At 33.5% G+C, this 19,822-nt stretch carries 17 protein-coding genes and 1 pseudogene; 5 read left to right on the top strand and 13 right to left on the bottom strand.

Features of this window, described 5'->3' with window-relative positions:
• The first annotated feature begins 11 nt into the window (after nucleotides 1-11).
• From ACJJV4_RS00355 to ACJJV4_RS00345, 3 genes and pseudogenes are all read left to right on the top strand, one after another.
• The gene (locus tag ACJJV4_RS00355) at nucleotides 12-593 is read left to right on the top strand and encodes a conjugal transfer protein (protein WP_405290973.1); all 582 of its coding nucleotides are present in this window, start codon (nucleotides 12-14) and stop codon (nucleotides 591-593) included.
• Nucleotides 594-595: 2 nt separating this feature from the next.
• Nucleotides 596-1,438: a hypothetical protein gene (locus ACJJV4_RS00350; RefSeq protein ID WP_405290971.1), complete on the top strand. Its 843-nt coding sequence runs from the start codon at nucleotides 596-598 to the stop codon at nucleotides 1,436-1,438.
• Nucleotides 1,439-1,452: 14 nt separating this feature from the next.
• A pseudogene (locus ACJJV4_RS00345) lies at nucleotides 1,453-1,692 on the top strand (conjugal transfer protein TraK); the annotation flags it as partial.
• A gap of 703 nt (nucleotides 1,693-2,395) precedes the next feature.
• Here ACJJV4_RS00345 and ACJJV4_RS00340 read toward each other — a convergent pair.
• The 12 genes from ACJJV4_RS00340 to ACJJV4_RS00285 all read right to left on the bottom strand — a co-directional run bounded on the left by ACJJV4_RS00340 (nucleotide 2,396) and on the right by ACJJV4_RS00285 (nucleotide 15,872).
• Complete coding sequence (locus tag ACJJV4_RS00340; RefSeq protein ID WP_405290969.1) at nucleotides 2,396-2,824, bottom strand: hypothetical protein; 429 nt, start codon at nucleotides 2,822-2,824, stop codon at nucleotides 2,396-2,398.
• A gap of 11 nt (nucleotides 2,825-2,835) precedes the next feature.
• Nucleotides 2,836-3,003 carry a hypothetical protein gene (locus ACJJV4_RS00335; protein ID WP_405290967.1) on the bottom strand — a complete coding sequence of 56 codons (168 nt, stop codon included), beginning with the start codon at nucleotides 3,001-3,003 and terminating at the stop codon, nucleotides 2,836-2,838.
• Nucleotides 3,004-3,268: 265 nt separating this feature from the next.
• Nucleotides 3,269-4,216, bottom strand: coding sequence for a hypothetical protein (locus ACJJV4_RS00330; protein WP_405290965.1), 948 nt, complete (start codon nucleotides 4,214-4,216; stop codon nucleotides 3,269-3,271).
• A gap of 48 nt (nucleotides 4,217-4,264) precedes the next feature.
• Nucleotides 4,265-4,411, bottom strand: a complete 147-nt coding sequence (locus ACJJV4_RS00325; protein WP_405290963.1) for a hypothetical protein — start codon at nucleotides 4,409-4,411, stop codon at nucleotides 4,265-4,267.
• 9 nt (nucleotides 4,412-4,420) lie between these two features.
• Entirely contained in the window at nucleotides 4,421-5,065 is a 645-nt protein-coding gene (locus ACJJV4_RS00320; RefSeq protein ID WP_405290961.1) for a ParB/RepB/Spo0J family partition protein, read from the bottom strand.
• A gap of 388 nt (nucleotides 5,066-5,453) precedes the next feature.
• A complete protein-coding gene (locus ACJJV4_RS00315) occupies nucleotides 5,454-6,866 on the bottom strand; it encodes a purine-cytosine permease family protein (RefSeq protein WP_405290959.1) in 1,413 nt (470 codons plus the stop codon).
• A 137-nt stretch (nucleotides 6,867-7,003) separates the two neighbouring features.
• Nucleotides 7,004-8,443, bottom strand: coding sequence for an aldehyde dehydrogenase (gene aldA, locus ACJJV4_RS00310; protein ID WP_405290957.1), 1,440 nt, complete (start codon nucleotides 8,441-8,443; stop codon nucleotides 7,004-7,006).
• A gap of 41 nt (nucleotides 8,444-8,484) precedes the next feature.
• Entirely contained in the window at nucleotides 8,485-9,630 is a 1,146-nt protein-coding gene (locus ACJJV4_RS00305) for an alpha-hydroxy-acid oxidizing protein (protein ID WP_405290955.1), read from the bottom strand.
• A gap of 4 nt (nucleotides 9,631-9,634) precedes the next feature.
• The gene (locus tag ACJJV4_RS00300; protein ID WP_405290953.1) at nucleotides 9,635-10,924 is read right to left on the bottom strand and encodes a class II aldolase/adducin family protein; all 1,290 of its coding nucleotides are present in this window, start codon (nucleotides 10,922-10,924) and stop codon (nucleotides 9,635-9,637) included.
• Between the two features lie 78 nt (nucleotides 10,925-11,002).
• Entirely contained in the window at nucleotides 11,003-12,379 is a 1,377-nt protein-coding gene (locus tag ACJJV4_RS00295; protein ID WP_405290951.1) for an FGGY-family carbohydrate kinase, read from the bottom strand.
• A 10-nt stretch (nucleotides 12,380-12,389) separates the two neighbouring features.
• A complete protein-coding gene (locus ACJJV4_RS00290) occupies nucleotides 12,390-13,670 on the bottom strand; it encodes a sugar isomerase (protein ID WP_405290949.1) in 1,281 nt (426 codons plus the stop codon).
• 96 nt (nucleotides 13,671-13,766) lie between these two features.
• A complete protein-coding gene (locus ACJJV4_RS00285; RefSeq protein WP_405290947.1) occupies nucleotides 13,767-15,872 on the bottom strand; it encodes a bifunctional aldolase/short-chain dehydrogenase in 2,106 nt (701 codons plus the stop codon).
• Nucleotides 15,873-16,193: 321 nt separating this feature from the next.
• On the opposite strand from ACJJV4_RS00285, the gene fbp reads away from it, so the two are divergent.
• Together fbp and ACJJV4_RS00275 are read left to right on the top strand one after the other, a co-directional pair.
• The gene (gene fbp, locus ACJJV4_RS00280; RefSeq protein ID WP_405290945.1) at nucleotides 16,194-17,210 is read left to right on the top strand and encodes a class 1 fructose-bisphosphatase; all 1,017 of its coding nucleotides are present in this window, start codon (nucleotides 16,194-16,196) and stop codon (nucleotides 17,208-17,210) included.
• Nucleotides 17,211-17,288: 78 nt separating this feature from the next.
• The gene (locus ACJJV4_RS00275) at nucleotides 17,289-18,335 is read left to right on the top strand and encodes a GntR family transcriptional regulator (RefSeq protein ID WP_405290943.1); all 1,047 of its coding nucleotides are present in this window, start codon (nucleotides 17,289-17,291) and stop codon (nucleotides 18,333-18,335) included.
• A 45-nt stretch (nucleotides 18,336-18,380) separates the two neighbouring features.
• Here ACJJV4_RS00275 and ACJJV4_RS00270 read toward each other — a convergent pair whose 3' ends face one another.
• Nucleotides 18,381-19,820: a sulfatase gene (locus tag ACJJV4_RS00270; RefSeq protein WP_405290941.1), complete on the bottom strand. Its 1,440-nt coding sequence runs from the start codon at nucleotides 19,818-19,820 to the stop codon at nucleotides 18,381-18,383.
• Nucleotides 19,821-19,822: the final 2 nt, after the last annotated feature.

Below are 19,822 nucleotides of genomic sequence, written 5' to 3'. Positions count from 1 at the left end.
AACCAAAAAAAATGAAAACAACAATGAAAACACTAGTACTTGCCATGGTATTGACTTTTATATTACCTAGTAGCAGTACAGCACAAGGCATGCCTGTTTACGACAATACCAATTTTATAAGTCTGGCTAAATCCCTGGTAGAATCGGCTAAACAAACTTCTCAATTATTGAAAACCGTTGAGTTTCTAAAAACACAAAAAGATAACATTGAAAAAGTGAACAATGTGATCCGCCAACTCAACGCTATTAAAGAAATGGCTAGTAATAACCAAATCCTTTTTAATGTTGTTCGAGACGATTTAAGAGAAATTTTAAATTCACCATATATCAAACCTGATGAAGTTACTCGAATTTCAGATTCATTCAATGATATTATTGAAAGTTCACTAGACAGTATGAATTTTATTGAGCAAATACTATCGAGTAATTTCTTGAAAATGACAGACGCCGAGCGTGCCGGTATTTTAAAACAAAAAGAAATGGAATCGAACGAAATGGTAGCAGAAATAACAAAAAAAACAGAACGCTATCGAGACATCATTTCATTTAGAAAAATGCAAGACAAAGTAAACAATAGAGAAACCAACTATTAATTATGACTGCATTGTACTTTTTAGGAATTGGGTTAGAATACATCGATACTGTTTTTCAAACCATTAAAAGCAGTGATTTTTCACAATACACCATTGCTGGAATGAAAACGCTTGCAGTTCTTTTTTTCTTGGTTAACATTCTAAAAAAGTACAACGAAGGTGTGGCTAATAAAGATGGTTATACTTGGGGATTAAGTCCTGGAGAACTTGCTAGAAATTTTGCTGTAGTGCTTTTAGTTATTTTTTCAACCCAAATATTAAGCTTTTTCGATGGAGTTCTAGTCGCTATAGAGTCTCAATATAGAAACACTGCTCCTGCGCTTCTCCCCCTCCAAATGCAAGACATTCCAATAGAAGAAGACGTTGGCGCATTGGAAGCAGCAAAAAAAGCAATGGCACTATTATTCGAAGCGCTAGTAACTCCACTTTTTGGTTGGAAAATGGTTTCATTTATTATCGGCTTAGGCCTTTGGATTTTAGACCTTTTTATATACCCGCTATTTTTATCTGAACGCTATTTTCTATTAGGTATTATGCAAGCCTTTTTTCCTTTAATATTAAGCCTCGCCGTGTTTGAGAAGTTTCGATCTATGGCTTATTCTTTTTTCAAATTGTACGCCGCCGTTTACATGCTGGTTCCTGCCTTTTTTCTAGTAAATGTATTTATTAACGCAATTTATACGGAGATCAACACCAATTTTTGGACCAACCTTTTCGGCACGGATACTGGGAATAGATTTTTTGCTCCAGTAGTTCAGTTAGGATCTATAGGCTTCATAGTATTTCTGAAGTTTAAACTATATAAACGTGCAGTCACCTTTACTTTAAGATTATTCACTTCATAACGCTTTCTACAACTATGAAAACATCGTACAAAAACATATATACCATTTTAAGAATTAACCGATTCATTGTGCTTGCAGTCACTATTTGTGCCTTAAGTTCAAGTGTGTTCTCTGGATGGATAGTTTATGACACACATAAAAAAGCCCTTAATAGTTCTTTTGCTATAAATACAGATGGTACTGTAATCCCTTTAAAATGGGTTGTTCAAAAAGAAAACTTTAAGGTTGAAGCATTAGCTCATTTAGAACTATTCAGAAAGGCTTTGTTATTGATTTACTTATTATATCCAGAGCGTTTTCTTTTTTTTGTTTTTTTAACTTTTGTTCCGCTTCCTTTTTATTGATTTTGTAAGATTTCATAAGATTCATTTTAGATTTACTTCCCATAGAGCCGACGCTGTTACCTTCTTTTTGTTGCTTAGTGCTTTCGATATTCAGCTTTGTTTAGACATATAAAAAGTGCGAGGCACGAGCCTGATTATGCTGTCGTTCAAAGCTGAATGTTGTTATTTTGCTGTCAAAAAAAGGTATGACGGTGTTGGATTACGGAAGTGATTCTAAATTCTTTGTGAAATACAAAATCATAGGAAGTGGAACACAATGACAAATACATTTTATCCTATTTGGCCAGCGGACTTGATTCACACTTTTTATTTGGAATGAAGTGTTCCTTTCCAGCAGAGCGGAAAGGGTTAACGGAATGAAAAGTCAAAAGTGAGGATTAGGTCCAAGACCTTTGTTAATGAAGCTCTTTTTCTGGAATGTAGTTTATACGGAATGGAAGGAAATGTGCTGAATGGCTTTGTAAAAAAAATCTTCCTTGTAAGTTTAATGCTCATTATTAGAATAGTTTCTCTTGAACATCTAAAATTCCATCAGATTCTGAAACTTTATTCTTTTTCAGAATATCTTTTAGTGCTTTTCTTCGCTTTTCATAAATCCAAATTCGTAGGTTTTTCAAAAGACCATTTCATAGTCAGAAAGTTCTTTTGTTGCTATATCTTTCATAGCTTCCAATTGTCCATTGTTTTTAGTCTGCATTGCATATTGAAGTCCTAACCATGTGTAGATATTTACCCATTCTGTTGGCATTGGTGCTTCGTAAGTTCTTGGCATCATGTAGGCTAATGTTTCTGTAAGTGATGCCATTTTTTCTTTTGTCAGCGAACATATTAATCGTGATATTTTAATTCTTCCAAGAATATCCTTTGGTATGCTATCTTGCCATGCAGATTTAAAAACGATGATTGGACTTGCCAAACAGTCCATAAAATCGAAAACGAAATCGCTCTTGTGTTTTTTAGTTCGCTTTACCACTTTTTCTTTTGCTAATACTGGCTTAACTTCAAAACCGAAATCGAGCTGTAATACATTTAAATTTTCCATGATATAAGATTTTAGTTTGAATAATAATTTAATAATGTCCGATAGTTCTGCGGATGCTTATCTCTGTAGTAAGCCAGATGACTCTCGCCTCCTTCAATTTTGTGATTTTCACTACTTAATTGATAATGTGCTTTTGCTTCTTGCAATGAAATGTTTGGTTTTTCAGGTACTTGTTTCATGATTCTAAAATTTTTAGTTAAACAATATTTGAGCAGTACCAAAACGTAAGACAATAATTTCTGCTCAAAAGGAAATGAAATAAATGAGGTGTTGGCGAAGCGTTGGCTTTATGTCGTAGTCTTTTGATGAGAATATTTTGCGAGTTTATCTTTGCACTACTATTGATTGAATATTATCCCTCATAGTACCACCATTTTTCAAAGTAGTTTGAACAAAAAAATAAGAGCCAGCACGAATGCTGACCCTTACTTCCAACAACAAAAGCTAATCGTTGAGTTCTTGAATTTGTTTTTCAAGAACTGCTATTCCCTCTTTTAAACGTGTTTCACGCTTGCTTCTCTCTTCTGTATATTCCTTTTCAATATTGGCAATTTTGGTTTTGTAATACCCTTGCATGGCATTGTAAAATGAAATATTCGTCAAGTTATTAACGTGATTACTTTCGCCAAAATGGACTTGCTTGGTAAGGATATACCGAATCAACTTATAGAAGATTTCCTTTTTGAAATTCTTTTTAAAATGCTCGACAGCTTCTACATCAGTCATCTTAGATGTGTTGCCCAATAATTTTGAAAAGTGTTTTTGTCGACCTACATAGTCCACATTGTTTTCAAATAAGGTTAATGAGAAAGCCACCATTTCATCTACCGAAAGTGCTTTCTTTTTGTGAATATAATCGGTTTCTCGAATCATCTGAACCATGTACTCAAATTGCTTGTTATTCTCAATATGTCTCTTACGGATTTCCCTTTCGTTAATTTTAACGATTTGTTCTTCTGGTGTACAATCTGCCATTTTTCTATTGGCCATTGGTTCAGAATATGAAGTTGTTTCAGTTTTTGAATTTTCAATAACTTTCACAAAGACTTTTTTGTGAACATACGTTTTTGGATGAAACATAACGCCATTTACAAATCCATTTTCTTTTGCGGAATTATATGTTTCCAACTCTTCCTTGTAATTATCAACCGCTTCTTCAAATTCAGTTTTTAGCTCATCTTCAGAATAGTCGTAGTGTTGATATTCTGTCTTAATTATTTCCATTGTAGGTTTAATTGGTTCTTCAATTATTTCAACATCATCCAGAAGGTAAACTTTCAATCCTTTTTTTTCCAATTGCGATATAATCAGCTGGTTACTTTCATCATCAGCCCAATACTTTCGAATTTCAGGAATCAACAACACATTCTCTGTCTTTGATTTATCAATCAAGTTCAAAAACGACTTACTTTTCTTCGTTTCATAACAGGCTGATTTTGTTCAAACCATTTTACCATCGCCGAACAAATTACCTTGATTTGCTGCGTTGAATGGACATGTTGTACATGCTCCTACTTTAGTAATCAATTTTTCATCGACCACATCAAAAGGTGCTTTCGCCAAATCGTAGGTCTGGTTTTTAATCATCTGATTAATTTAAAGGGCATTAAATTCTTCGCCCATTGTTTCCAGCATCATTTGCTGTTCCTCTGGCTCGTAAAGTGCAACAGCTGTTCCTAACGAAATCGTCATTTCTCCATTGCGAACAAAGGCTTTAAATCCTTCTATTAGACCTGCTAATTTCAAACGTTGTCTTACAAAGTTCTCTGTTCTTCCCAATCGCTTTGATATCTCTGATGGTGCATATTTGTCGCTTAGGTACGCAATTGCTTCAGCTTCTTCGGTTGGCTCAACATCTTGTCTTTGCAGATTTTCGATAATTTGAACTTCCAGAACATCATTATTATCAAATGCTCTTACGATACTCGGAATTGTTTTCTTTTTCGCCAATTTGCTTGCACGATACCTACGCTCTCCCATTACGATGACATAATCTTTTCCAGATTTTCGAACTGTTATTGGTTGTAGTACACCGTGTTCTTCGATGCTTTCAGACAGTTGTTTGAGTGCTTCCTCGTTAAAGGTTTTTCTTGGTTGCATTGGGTCAGGAATAATCCTTCCGATACTTAGTTCTTGAACTTGAAGTCCAATGGCGCTTTGAGTCAATTTTTTCTTGACTTCATTTTTCATGGTGGCTGTTGCCTCTCCGTTTTTGATTCCAGTACTCGCTTTTGTTGTCATAATACTTATATTTTAGATTAAACAATATTTTTGCAGAACCCAAACGGAAGACAAAATTTCTGCTCAAAAGGAAAGGGAATAAATGAGTTGTGGGCGAAGGGTTGGCTTTATGCCGTAGTCTTTTGATGATAATATTTTGCGAGTTTATCTTTGTACCGATATTGATAGAGATATTCTGTTTTAAAATTACAAGTTATTCCTTAATTATTTATAAAGTAATTATATCCCATAGTTTTTAAAACTGATCAATAAAATATAACATCTAAAATTTGAATAGAATATTCCAAATCGAATGTGTGGAAACAGGGTTAAAATATAAAAAGCAATATGTATCAACATATTGCTTCAAATTATACCTTATAAAACTTATAGAATCAGTTTAAAGAAACTAAGTTATCTTTTGAAAATATCTACTAAACACCAAAAACAAAATACCGCATAATAACCAAGCTGGAAGTGTTACAAAGGATAAAAACACATCAAATTGAACCGATATAAAGTAAAATACCCCGAAACTAATAGCCCACGCCCAAAACACGGATTTGTTAAACGAGAGATTTGCAATTTCTGCATAGTTTTTTATGATGCCAGCTTTCTTATAGAAAAAATGCTCAAATACAATTACCGCTCCAAATGGTGCTAAAATAAAACCATATAAAGCCACAAAACCTAATAATTTCATTGCAAAAGCTGGAAATAAACCAGCAATTGTAGCCACAGCGCCTGCTAATATAGTAACCTTGGCAGTTGATAATTTAGGTAAAATAGCCTGAAAAGCTAGTCCTGCTCTATAAATTGTTGGGTTTGCGGTTGTCCAACCAGCCAATACTACAGCAATAATACCGAAAACGCCAATAGCATTATAAGCCATAGGCCCTGGAGCTACGGGAGGTGCATCGCCCACACTTAAAAATGCTTGTGCTTCTGGAGATTTCAAGTAAACAGCATATAATAAAGCCGCCGCTATCCACGCCATGTAATGACCAACATACATTCCTGCTGCCGTAGCCCATCCTGCTTTTGCTTGTTTAGCAAATCGGAATACCGATAAATCAGACATACCAATATGCATCGCCCCATTAGCAAACCAAGACCAAATAACGACATGCCAAAAGGTAAATTTTGTTTGCCCTGGAAAAGGCTCTCCTCCTTCGCCCCAAATATCCCAAAACTTTGTAAAGCTATCCACACCTAGCTGACTTAATGCTACAATTCCTGCAACCACAAAAGCCAGAACAATAATAGGCGACATCCAATTGGCTGCTTTGGTAACCATATCGTAACCACGTGCTGCAATCAATGAGATTACTGCACCTATTGCAATTACAATAATTATCCAAGTCATACCATTTGGTAAGGTATCGTCTAATTTTGGCATAGGCATATCAAATGGAATACCTACTGCAGTTGCAGACACTGTTATCATAGAGCCTGCTAAGAAGCAAAACAAAATACCGTTTGCTAAATTATAGCCAGTAACTAATTTTTTTCCACAAATTTTTTCTAATTGATAGTATAGCGTTAATCTATTTTTTACTGCTATTTCTGCTGTTAAAAAACGCCAGCTTAAAACCGCTAATAAATTACCTATTAATAAACCAATAATTAAATCGAAAGCACTAACACCAGCAGTTAAAAAAAGAGGCCCAATCATAAACTCGGTACCCGCAGCATGTTCGCCGGCATACATTCCTATGAAACTTTTCCAACCTTTTAATTTAGAGTTTGGTACAGGTGTTCTTTCGAACTCTCCGCCTGCAACTTCTTCAATTACCTCTTGTTCAATACTTACTTGGCTCATTTAGTTGTTGTATTATAAATATTTTAGTTGAACACTATTGGGTAAAATAATGATCAGCTTTAAGTTTAAAAAATCTTATTCTCAAAAATATAAACAGATAAGAACAATTCTATCCTGTACTATCTGCTAATTATTTTTTAATAGTATTTGGCGTAAACAACACGTGTATGTAAATACTCTTCCATACCATGTTTACCATCTGCTCCACCTACTCCAGATTTTTTCCATCCGGCATGAAATCCTTGAATAGCTTCAAAATGCTCTCTGTTCACATAAGTTTCACCAAAATGCAAACCATTTGTAGCACGCATAATGTTATTATAGTTTTCTGAAAATATTGATGATGTTAATCCGAACTGGCAATCATTAGATAGTGCTATGGCTTCATCTAATGTACCAAATTTCATAACTGGAAGTACTGGTCCAAAAACTTCTTCCTGAATAATTTCCATTTCCTGAGAAACATTAGTTAATAAAGTTGGTTCGTAATAATAACCGCTATCAAATTTTTCAGGGCGCTTACCTCCTACTAAAACTTCTGCCCCTTCTTTTTTAGCGAACTCTACCATTTCGGTAATTTTATCTAATTGATCTTTGGAAACCAAACTACTCATATCGGCATTAGTTCCTGTTAAGGCATCCTCAATAGTTACTTGGCTCATCTTCTTGGTTAACTTATCTACAAATTCATCGTAAATACTATCCTCAACATATACGCGTTCTGCACAATTACAAACTTGTCCGCTAAAAATAACCTTTGAAGATACGATAGAGTTAATGGCTAAATCTAAATTAGCATCTGCACAAACTATTGCCGGAGCTTTACCTCCTAATTCTAAAGATACTTTTGTTATATTTTCAGCAGCAGCACTAATTACTTTTTGTCCCGCACCAACACTACCAGTTAAACTAATAATACCAGTAATAGGACTTTTAGAAAGTGCATTTCCAACCGTTCTGCCGTTACCGCAAACAAAGTTTAAAACACCATTTGGTAAATTTATTTTTTGAATAAAATCTGCAAATTCCATAATGGTATTTGGCGCTTCAGAACTTGGCTTTATTACGCAGGTATTTCCAGTAATTAAAGATGCTGCAACTTTACGTGCCATAACAAAAAACGGGAAATTCCAAGGGCAAATACCAACAGCAACTCCAATTGGCACTTTGTGTAAATAAATATGTTCTTTTTCACGATCACTTTGAATAATTTCTCCTTCAATTCTTCGTGCCCAACCTGCATTATAATCAAAATAATCTGCAGTTACATCAATTTCAACTTGTGCTAAACCAATAACTTTAGCTTGTTCTTTAGATAAAGTTTCTGCCAAAAACACACGGTTTTCTCTAATAACGTCAGCCATTTTATGTAAAAATGCCGCTCTTTGTATCGCCGGTAAAGCCTCCCATGCTGGTTGTGCTGCTTGTGCTGCTTCTAAGGCATTGTTAGCATCTTCTACTGTTCCTGTAGAAATAGTACTAATAATTTCTTCTGTACAAGGGTTCAATATCTCAATAACCGATGTGGCTTTAGAGTCTACAAATTCTCCATTAATAAATTGTTTATAATGCTTCATAATAGTTTTTTTAATTCTTTTAATTAATAATACTTAACATATTAAACTAAATGATTAGGAAAATCACTAGTGTTTTCACAACATAATTGCTCCATTACTTGTTGCAATTCTGTTTTTAATAATGATATGGTATGATTACCTCCTTTTTTACCAAGTGCAGATACTCCATACATAAAAGAGCGCCCCATAAATGTAAATTTAGCTCCGCTAGCCATAGCCCTTGCCACATCTGGACCTGATCGCACACCACTATCCATCATAACTTCAATTTGATTACCATATTTTTTGGCAATTGTAGATAAAGGTTTAATCGTAGATTGTCCAGCATCTAATTGACGCCCACCATGATTGGAAACTATAATACCATCAAGCCCTAACTTAATAGCTAGTTCTGCATCATATTCCGAAGCGACTCCTTTTAAAACCAACTTCCCCTTCCACATGTCTCGAATTGGTTTAATTTTTTCCTCATTTAATCTTCCTGAGAATGTTTGGTCCATGAATTTCCCTAATTGCTTTAAATCTAAATTTTTAGGCATATAAGGTAATAAATTGGCGAAATTAGGAATGCCATGTTTTAAGGTTTGTAAGCTCCAATGTGGCCTCCCAAAGGCTTGTAAAATATTACTTAAATTCATTTTTGGAGGCATAGCTAAACCATTTCTAATATCTCTTGGCCTAAATCCAAAACTTGGAACATCACATAAAATAACTAAAACTGGACATTCTGCTGCAGCTGCTCTATTTATTATATCGTCTCTTAACTTGTCTTCTGTAGGATGATATAATTGAAACCAGGCTTTACCTTCTGTTAATTCTGCCGCACGTTCTATACTTGTTGTGGTTACAGTACTTAATATAAAAGGAATATTATGATTAAAAGCTGCCTTTGCTAAAATCTCAGGCGAGTTTGGCCACATTAGCCCTTGTAAACCTACTGGTGCAATACCAAAAGGCGCATCATATTCAATACCAAAAAGATTAGTTTTTAATGATGAACCATGATGCTTCCTTAAATAATTTGGTTTAAGTTGTACTTCTCGCAATTCAGATGTATTTCTTATTAAATTTACATCTTCATTACACCCTCCATCTAAATATTCAAAAGCAAACTTTGGGATTTTTTTTTGAGCTTTAGCTCTTAAATCATCTATTGATGGATATCGCGTATCGAAACTTATTTCCATATTTTTATGTTAAAAACTTTTTCCTTAAATCTTCAACTTGCTCATCATTTATTGGTACCATCTCATCAAGTGAATGGCCTAAAACAATTGATTTTGCACTAAACTCGGCTACCTCTAAATAATCAAACGTTTGTAATAACTTATCGCCTGTTATAATTACTGAATCATTTTCTATAATTAATGCTGTTGGGCAATTATCAACGATTTCAGAATTATTATTTTTTCTAAAATGATTACCGTATTCAACAAAGTTTATGTCTTGTAAAAATATCCAACTCTCAGGTATTGTTCTTACGTTAAGATATTCTCCTGTAACCCCAAAAGCCATTAAATACGGTGATTGCGTCATAATAATAGAGTTAACATCTGGGTTTCTATTATAAATTTCTTGATGAATCCATGTTGCTCTACTAGGAGTTTTTCCTGTTTCTCGTTTACCATCTTTTATTTGAACAATGTCATCTAAATCGATATCCCATCTATTTTTCCCGGTAGGTGTAATAAGAAAGTCGTTATCTTTCCATCGCATAGATACTGTACCGTAAGAACTTATCATTAAATCTTGTTGGCAAGAACGTTGTACTATTTTACAAATCTCTAAACGCTTTTCAAGTTCGTCGGCTGAATAACTTGTTGCTTCCATTTCTGGTAAAACACCTGTTGCTTGTGCTTCAAACTCATCAATTTGAGCATCGGTAAGATATTTTGGAGTACCAATTTGAGATCCATAAAGTATGGTGCTAGCACAAAACTCTAAAGCTTCAAAACGCTCGTAAGCATCGGTTAAATCGCTACCTCCCAATACAGTACCATGGTTTTCCATGATAATTGCCTTATATCCTTTTTTAAACTCATCGGCTATAACATCTCCTAAATCATCACTTCCTGGCAATCTATATTTAGCGTAACCTATTGGCCCACAAATATGTTTAGCTTGAGAAATGATATTTGTATTAGGAATTTGGCGCACGATACTAAACGATACTAGTGCTGGTGGGTGTGCATGAATTACAGATTTAATATCTGGCCTTGCCTCATATATAGCTTTATGGAACGGAAACTCAGATGATGGTTTATGTTTACCAACAATAGTTCCATCTTTTTTTACGCAAATAATATCTGATGCTCTTAAAGAGCCTTTATCGATAGCAGATGGCGTAACCCAAATATTCCCTTCATCATCAATAATAGAAATATTCCCACCAGATGTTGTGGTCATCCCTCTTTTATATATTCTACTTATTATTTTGGTGATTTGATCTCTTGGGTGAACTAAATTTTTGTTTTTTGACATTTGCTTAGGTTTTCGAGAAATAGTTTACCATAACAAACTATTCCGGATATTGTTATTTTTTTATTTTTTAAATAAGTTTTATCCATTAATAATAAATGGTACATGCTTTTTTAGTGCATAATTTTTTTTAAGAAACTTAGAGTTAAGTTGAGTGTCTGAAATGGAAATTGCCGCACCTAATGCAGAACCTAAAGACGCATTTGTAGTTCTTAATTTTTTATCTCTAAAATTGTGAGATAAAAGTTTAATAAATAAATCATTATCACTAAAGCCGCCATCAACATATAACCCGTATATTTCATCAGTTCCAACAGCTTTTTTGATACATTTTATTTGAAGTAGAACCAATTCAGTCATTAATTGGTGATAAGCATGCTCATATTTTGTATAATGAAAGTCTGTTTTACTAGGCATATCCGGATCGATCAACCCTTCCCATTTAAAACAATGTTTAAAATCTTTCATGATTTCCAAATAAATATCATAATCAAACTTTACATTACGGTGAAAATCATCATTAACTCCAAACTTATTATTAAGTTTTTCAACTTGAAGCTTATACTCGTTTCCCAAAAACAGCCGAGATGCCTTCACTGGTTTGCCATTAATACGCATGTAGTTGATAACATCGCTATCATTTATTTCGGTTGTAATAGGGTTTTCTGTAAAAGGATTAAAGGATATACTCCAAGTTCCTGTAGAAATTAAAACAAACTTTTTCTTGATGCTACGAACGTAAGGCAGTAAAGCCGCTGAACTGTCGTGAATACCTACCCCTATTTTAATACGATTACCATTATAATTCATATTAATACTTGTTTCTGTAGAAACTATAGGTGGTAATATTTTATCTATACCCTCTTGGTAGACCCAGTTATGATAATCTTTTTTACTGTAGTCCCAAAGCGCTGTATGACAACCTATACTAGTATATTCACTTAAAGCAATTCCTGTAAAAACATGACTTAAATATTGTGGTAAGTGTAAAGAATATTTAATGTTTTTGAATACTTCTGGTTTTGCTTTTTTTAACCAATATAACTGCAACCCAGAATTGAGCATACTTAAATCTGAACAGCCTGTAGTTTTAAGAAACTCTTCTTTTGGTCCATACTCTTTAAAAAAAGAAGTTACTATTTCTGCCGGTAAAGGTTTTGTGTAATTATAAAGAGGTGTTAAGGGCTGTCCATTTTGATCTATATGAACAAAACTAGCCCCGTATGTTGAAAAATTAATGGCTTTAACATTAAACTCTTTCTTTTCTAAAATACGATTAAAAACATCTTTTAACCATTTTTTTAAAGCGGGGAGATTTTCTGTTGGATGCCCATCTTCATCTTTAATTTCGTCAAAAGAAATATATTCTTTATGAACTTCTTTAAAATCTTTATCGAAAAGAAAAAACTTTTTATTTGTTTTCCCTATATCAAAAACAGCAGTTACTTTTTGTTTCATAGCTAAAAATTTAAAGACCAGTAGCTACAGTGTTTTTACCTCTTTCTTTAATTAGCTGCCCTCTAACATCTAATGATCTGTAAGCGTCAATAGGACTAATTACACCACCTCTACTTAATCGTGCTTTTTCTAAAAGCGGTCTTACATCTGTTCTATACGCTCCTTGTAAAATCTCTTGACATTTTACAACATCGTTATCTAATTGAGCTGCTTTTAACGCTGCTTGATCTATTAATAAAGCTTTTGCATAAGCCTCTTGAATGGCTTCAAGCGATTGAATTAAATCTTCTAGAGGATCTTTTACATTATGGCTAGCATCAATCATCCACGCTAAATCTGGGTTTTGTGGATTGTTTGCCATACCATAAACCAATTCGTTAAATATTAAAAATAACGCATATGGCTTAATGCTACCTACGGTTAAATCGTCATCTCCATACTTACTATCATTAAAATGAAAACCTCCTAGTTTTCCTTTTAATTGTAAAATAGAAACAATTTGCTCAATGTTACTATTTGGTAAGTGATGTCCTAAATCGACCAAAGTAAAGGCCTTATCACCACAACCATTTGCTAACATTAACGACGCTCCCCAATCTTGAATAACGGTACTGTAAAAATTAGGTTCGTATGGTTTATACTCTATAAGCAATTTCCAATCTTCTGGTATTCCTTTATAAATATCGATTAAGCTGTCTTGCGTATTTTGAAAAGCTGTTTGAAAATTATTTTGACCAGGAAAACAAGATCCATCTGCTAACCAAACCGTTAGAGCCTTAGACCCTAATTTATCTCCAATTTTAATTACATCTAAATTGTGCTGAATAGCTTGTTCCCTAACTGCCTGACTTGTATTACTTAAAGAACCGTATTTATAAGTTTCTGCGGCGTCTTTTTGATCTTGAAATGTGTTTGAGTTTACTGCATCAAACTTTATATTTAGCGCATCTGCTTTTTCTTTAATGGCATTATAATCTGAGGGGATATCCCAAGGAATATGCAACGATACTGCACCCGCGGTTTGCGTTAAGCTATGCAAAACACCGACATCTTCTATTTTTTGTTCCAAGCTAGATGGCTCTCCAAAAAAGGAAAATCGTCCAAAACGTGTTCCTCCTGCACCCAATGCCCAACTTGGTATGGCTACTTGAAAATCTGCTAATCTAGATACAATATCTTGAACATTATGTCCTTTTTTACTCAGTTTATTAGCTAAGAAATCAAAATTTTCATTATGATTTTCTAATCCCGATTTATTATAATCTAATATGTGTTCTTTTTGTATTTTCATGATTCAAATTTCTAAAAAAAAGAAAAGAAACCTCCATAAACCATAATATCTATGGAGGCCATCTTTTACTAAACTAAACTAACTTCGATAACAACTTTATCTTACAAAGGCATTAGCCATACCTCCGTCAACATTTATAATATTTCCAGTTGATTTATCTAGTATTCCCACAAAAGAGAATACACCGTTTGCTATATCATCAGGTGTTATTATTTCATGTAATAAATTTCTTTTTGCATAAAATGCTGGTAATTCTTCAACAGTAATTCCATTTGCCTTAGCTCTTCCTTCTGCCCAAGCACCTTCCCATATTTTACTTCCTACAATTACCCCATCTGGATTTACTGTATTTACTCTTACTTTATCTTTAGCTAATTCTGCTGCCAATAGACGTACCATGTGTTGTTGCGCTGCTTTAGCAGTTCCATATGCCACGTTATTTGGTCCTGCAACTAACCCATTTTTACTTGCAATAGCAATATAATCGCCTCCAAGTCCTTGTTTACGGACAATAGCTGCAAATTGCTTAGCCAAATCAAACTGACCTTTAACTAAAATGTTTTGTAAAATATTCCAATCTTTATCTGTAGTATCTTCCAAAGGTTTTGAAATCGCTAATCCAGCACTATGAACAATAATATCTACGCCTCCAAACTCAACAACTGCGTTTTTATATGCACTTGCAATAGATTCGGTATTTGTTACATCGCAAACAGCGTAGGTAGAAACATCTCTTTTATAAGTTCCATTTGCCTCAACAAGTGCTTCTTCATTAATATCTGTAAGAACTACATTGGCACCTTGAGCAGCTAATTTATCGGCAATTGCTTTACCAATACCACCACCTGCACCTGTAACTAGAGCTACTTTTCTAGATAATGGCAATTCTTTTGGCATACGCTGCAATTTAGCTTCTTCTAATAACCAATATTCAATATCAAAAGCTTCTTGTCTTGGTAAAGAGGTATAAGACGTAATAGCTTCTGCACCGCGCATTACGTTAATCGCATTAATATAGAATTCACTTGCAACACGGGTAGTTTGTTTGTTTTTTGCAAAACTAAACATACCAACTCCTGGGTAAATAATAATTACTGGATTTGAATCACGTATTGCAGGACTGTTATCTTTTTTACAAGTATTATAATAATCTACATATTCTTGACGATATGCTTCAAATGCTGGTTCTAACTTTTTTAAGATGGTATCGGCATCCGATAAATCTTCATTTTTATCTAACTCTAATACTAAAGGTTGAATTTTTGTTCTTAAAAAGTGATCTGGACAAGACGTTCCCATAGGCGCTAATCTTTCTAAATCGTTACTGTTTATATATTGCATAACAACATCGGTGTCCGAAAAATGCCCAATCATTCTATTTTCAGAAGAACATAAACCTCTTAACAATGGCATAAGCTGAGCTGCTTTTTCTAAACGCGCATCTTTTGGTAAGCTCTCTACTTTTTGTCCTCCAAAAACTTCACCTTGCTCTTTTAATTTTTTCTCAATATATTCTGAAGCCATTTCAATGACTTCTAAACTATTCATATAACATTCATATGAAGTATCTCCCCAAGTAAATAATCCATGACTACCTAAAACTATACCTCTAATGCCAGGATTATCTGCTAAACATTTTTCTAATTGCAAGCCTAAATCGAATCCTGGTTTTTGCCAAGGCACCCACCCCATGGTATCTCCCCAGATTTCTTTAGTAACTTGCTCACTATCCTTAGCCGCAGCAACTGCTATTAATGCATCTGGATGTAAATGATCTATATGAGCAAAAGGTAATAACCCATGCAAAGGTGTATCTATTGAAGGCGCTTTACTATTTAAGTCGTAAATACAATGGTTAAAAAGGCCAACCATTCTATCTTCATCGTGTAAACCTTGGTAAACATTTTTTAAGTCTCTTAATCGTTTTGTGTACAAACCTGCAATACCAGATCTAGTAAGTGTTCCAATATCTCCACCAGAACCTTTTACCCACATAACCTCAACCTCTTCGTTAGTTAATGGGTCTGTTTCAATTGTTTTACAACTGGTATTTCCACCACCGTAATTAGTAATTCTTAAATCCGCACCTAATATATTTGAGCGATATAAAAATAATTCAACTTGATTATCGCCTAAGCTATCTGCTTTGTCATTATCCCATAGATAATCTACGTACTTAAAACTTTTTGTAATTTCCTTCATAATAGATGTTAAAATAAATAATAAACCAAAAATATAATTCAAAATAAACTTTTGTATCCTGTAGTGTTATGTAATGATATATTTATTCTTAAAAAAAGGATTTAACACACACTTAAAATACTAAAAAACAATCAACTAATACCATAAAAACAGCCGTATTATAATTATAAACCGATGAATTCTAGTTTAAGTAATATTGTGTACAAACCAACCGACAGGATACCGCAGGATTCTATTAGCTCCTTATAAACATAATTTTGGTCCGATTAATATAATATAGTTATTTCATAATCTTAAGCACAAAATAATTTAGAATTAAACATGGATAAAAACCACAGTACTTTAGGCGAATTTATTATTGATAACCAAAAGCATTTTAAATATTCTTCTGGTGAGCTTTCTCGGATTATTAACTCTATAAGATTAGCCGCTAAAATTGTAAATCATGAAGTTAATAAAGCAGGACTAGTAGATATTCTAGGAGCTGCTGGCGAAACTAATATACAAGGAGAAGATCAACAAAAACTGGATATTTATGCAAATGACGTATTTAAATCTGCGCTTATAAATAGAGAAATTGTATGTGGTATTGCTAGTGAAGAAGAAGAAGATTTCATAACGGTAGAAGGTAAATATAATGCGCATAATAATAAATATGTTGTATTAATGGACCCCTTAGATGGTTCGTCTAACATTGATGTTAACGTATCTGTAGGAACCATTTTTTCCGTTTACAGAAGGGTAACACCACTTGGTATGCCCGTTAAAAAAGAAGATTTTTTACAAAAAGGTAGTGAGCAAGTAGCCGCAGGATATATTGTTTACGGCACCTCTACAATGCTTGTTTATACTACAGGACATGGCGTTAATGGCTTTACTTTAAATCCTGCTATTGGAAGCTTCTATTTATCTCATCCTGACATGAAATTTCCCAAAAACGGATCTATATTTTCTATAAACGAAGGGAATTATGCTCATTTTCCACAGGGAGTTAAAGATTATATAAAATACTGTCAAGCTGAAGAAGAAGACCGCCCCTACACGTTTAGATACATAGGTTCTATGGTTTCAGATTTTCATAGAAATATGATTAAAGGAGGTATTTACATTTACCCTGCAAGTTACAAGGCGCCAAAAGGGAAATTGCGTTTACTTTACGAATGTAATCCTATAGCTTTTTTAACCGAGCAAGCCGGCGGAAAAGCCACGGATGGTTTCAATAGAATCATGGATATTGAACCTTCAGCACTTCACGAGAGAGTTCCTATTTTTTGCGGAAGCACAAAAATGGTAGAAAAAGCCGAATCGTTCATGACTAAATATAAAACAAATAATTAAGTTATATTTATTTTAACGTTGAACTCTAATAAAAATTAATATATTAGATTTTGTACTAATTAATTTTTGACTTAAAAAATGGACTTAATTAAACATATAAAAATTGATGAAAATTCAAGAGTACCAAAATACCAACAAATTATAGATTCTATAATTCATAATATTTCTGTTGGAAACTTCACTATGGATCAAAAAATCCCTTCTATTAACATGTTTAGTGAAGAGTTTTACCTTTCAAGAGATACCATTGAAAAGGCATACAGCATATTAAAAGAGCGAAATATTATTACACCTATTAGAGGTAAAGGGTATTACATATCACGTACCACGCTTATTTCTAAAGTTAACATTCTTTTTCTGGTAAATAAATTAAGTTCCTACAAACTAAAAACTTACAATCACTTTTTAAACAATATTGGGGGTAATTCGCTTGTAGATTTACAAATTTACCATTGCGATGAAACCTTGTTTTTAAACTTATTAGATAAAAACAAATCGGCTTATGATTACTTTGTTATTATGCCACATTTTAAAACGGAAGATTTAAAGCACGTTAGTTTTACCGATAAAGTAATAGAGTCTATTAAAAAAATTCAGCGAGAAAAATTAATTATTTTAGATAATGTTAAACCTGTTTTAGATGGTGTTTTAGGGGAAATCTATCAAGATTTTGAAAATGACATTTACAATGCTTTAACTGAAGGGCTTGCTAAAATAAAAAAGTACAAAAAAGTTGTTTTGGTATACCCAGACAAGTCCGTTTACCCCTATCCAAGAAGAATTTTACATGGTTTTAGAAAATTTTGCGTAGAGCACAAACTAGATTTTGAGATCTTAGACAAGATTTATGATGATATGATCTTAAAAAAAGGCGATTTATTTATTACTATTGAAGAAACTGATTTGGTTAATTTGGTAAGACAAGTTAGAGAAGATGAATATAAATTAGGCTCGGACATAGGAATTATTTCTTATAACGATACCGACTTAAAAGAACTTTTAGGCATTACTGTTATATCAACAGATTTTAAAGTAATGGGCGAAACTGCAGCACATATTATTTTAAATAAAAAGAAAGAAAAACTAAAAGTTCCTTTTAATTTAATTGAGAGAGAATCGTTATAATAATTATTTATCATCTTTCATTGAAAACGTTTGTAAAAGGCAACTTTAATATGAATTATTATTTAAGAAATCCTTACCCCAATTTAATCTTAATTCTACAGCAAGCGATTTAACTAATTCTTTATATTCTGGTTTTTCAGCCAAATTATCTAGTTCTAAAGGATCGATTTTATGGTCGAATAACATACGAGCATAAGCAACTCCTTGGTCATCTGTCCATTCTGTGTAAAACAAATCGCCTTTTATTAAGGCTACGGCGTCTTTAAATTTACTCACAGCCCAGTCTTTTTGAAAAGTCTTTCCATTAATGATTGGCACAAAACTAGTACCTTCAACCGTAGCAGGCATTTCCAAACCAACTAACTCTGTTAAAGTTGGGTAAATATCTATAAACTCTATAATGGCATTTGTAGATTCTCCCCTTGGTTTTCCGGGAACCTTAATGATTAAAGGCGCTCTTAATGCGGTTTCAAAGCTTACGTGTTTACACCATAATTTATGGTCGCCTAAATTCCACCCGTGGTCTCCCCATAAAATTACAATGGTATCATCATCTAATTCTAACCGTTTTAATTCATCTAACACCAATCCAATTTGAGCATCCACATAACTTACACAAGCATAATACCCATGAATAAGTTCTTTGGCTAAACTATCAGGAATTTTTCCTTTTCTAGGAATGTTTCCATAATTACGCAATTCGCCAAAATTATTAAACGCCTCTGCTGGTGTGGATTCTGGTTGCATATAAGATTCAGGAAGTTCTATTTCATTTCTATTATATAAATCCCAATACCTTTTGGGCGCGTTAAAAGGCAAATGCGGTTTCATAAACCCCATAGCTAGAAAAAAAGGTTTGTTTTTGTTCTTTAATTTACGCAAATCGGCTATTCCTTTTTGGGCTATTTGTCCATCAAAATATGAGTTATCATCAACATCGGCTTTTTCAAAAGCGCTAGCACCTCCCATAGCCAAATTTGCATTACCATTTTCTATAATGTTTTTTTCCAACTGATAGTTTCGAATATTTCCCTTTGGAAACCACCTTTTATCCCAAGCCAAACTATCGTCGTCATTATGATGAAAAATCTTTCCATTAGAAATAGTTGTATAACCGTTTTGCTTTAATAATTTTGGTAAAGATATGGCATGAGGCACATCGGTATCTGCTCGTGTATTATAATCTATAAACCGATGCCTTGTGGGTCTTGTTCCTGTAAGCAAACTTGCCCTAGAAGCTCCGCAAACAGGTATATTGCAATAAGCTCTATTGAATACTAAACTCTCTTGAGATAATTGATCTAGATTTGGCGATTTAATATGGTTTGCACCGTAAAAGTTTAGTTCGGGTCTTAAATCGTCAACCGCTATAAACAAAATGTTTTTTGGTGTTTTAAACGGGCTGTTTTCAGAGGTTTCATCCTTGTCTTTACAGGACGTAAAAACCAGTACCAAACTTAACAGATATAAAAATATTTTATTCATTT

Origin of the sequence: Algibacter sp. Ld11 (genome assembly GCF_045066735.1) — a bacterium.
Classification (GTDB): domain Bacteria; phylum Bacteroidota; class Bacteroidia; order Flavobacteriales; family Flavobacteriaceae; genus Algibacter.
The sequence above is the reverse complement of the archived record's forward strand: the minus strand, read 5'-3'. Positions and strand labels throughout refer to the sequence as shown.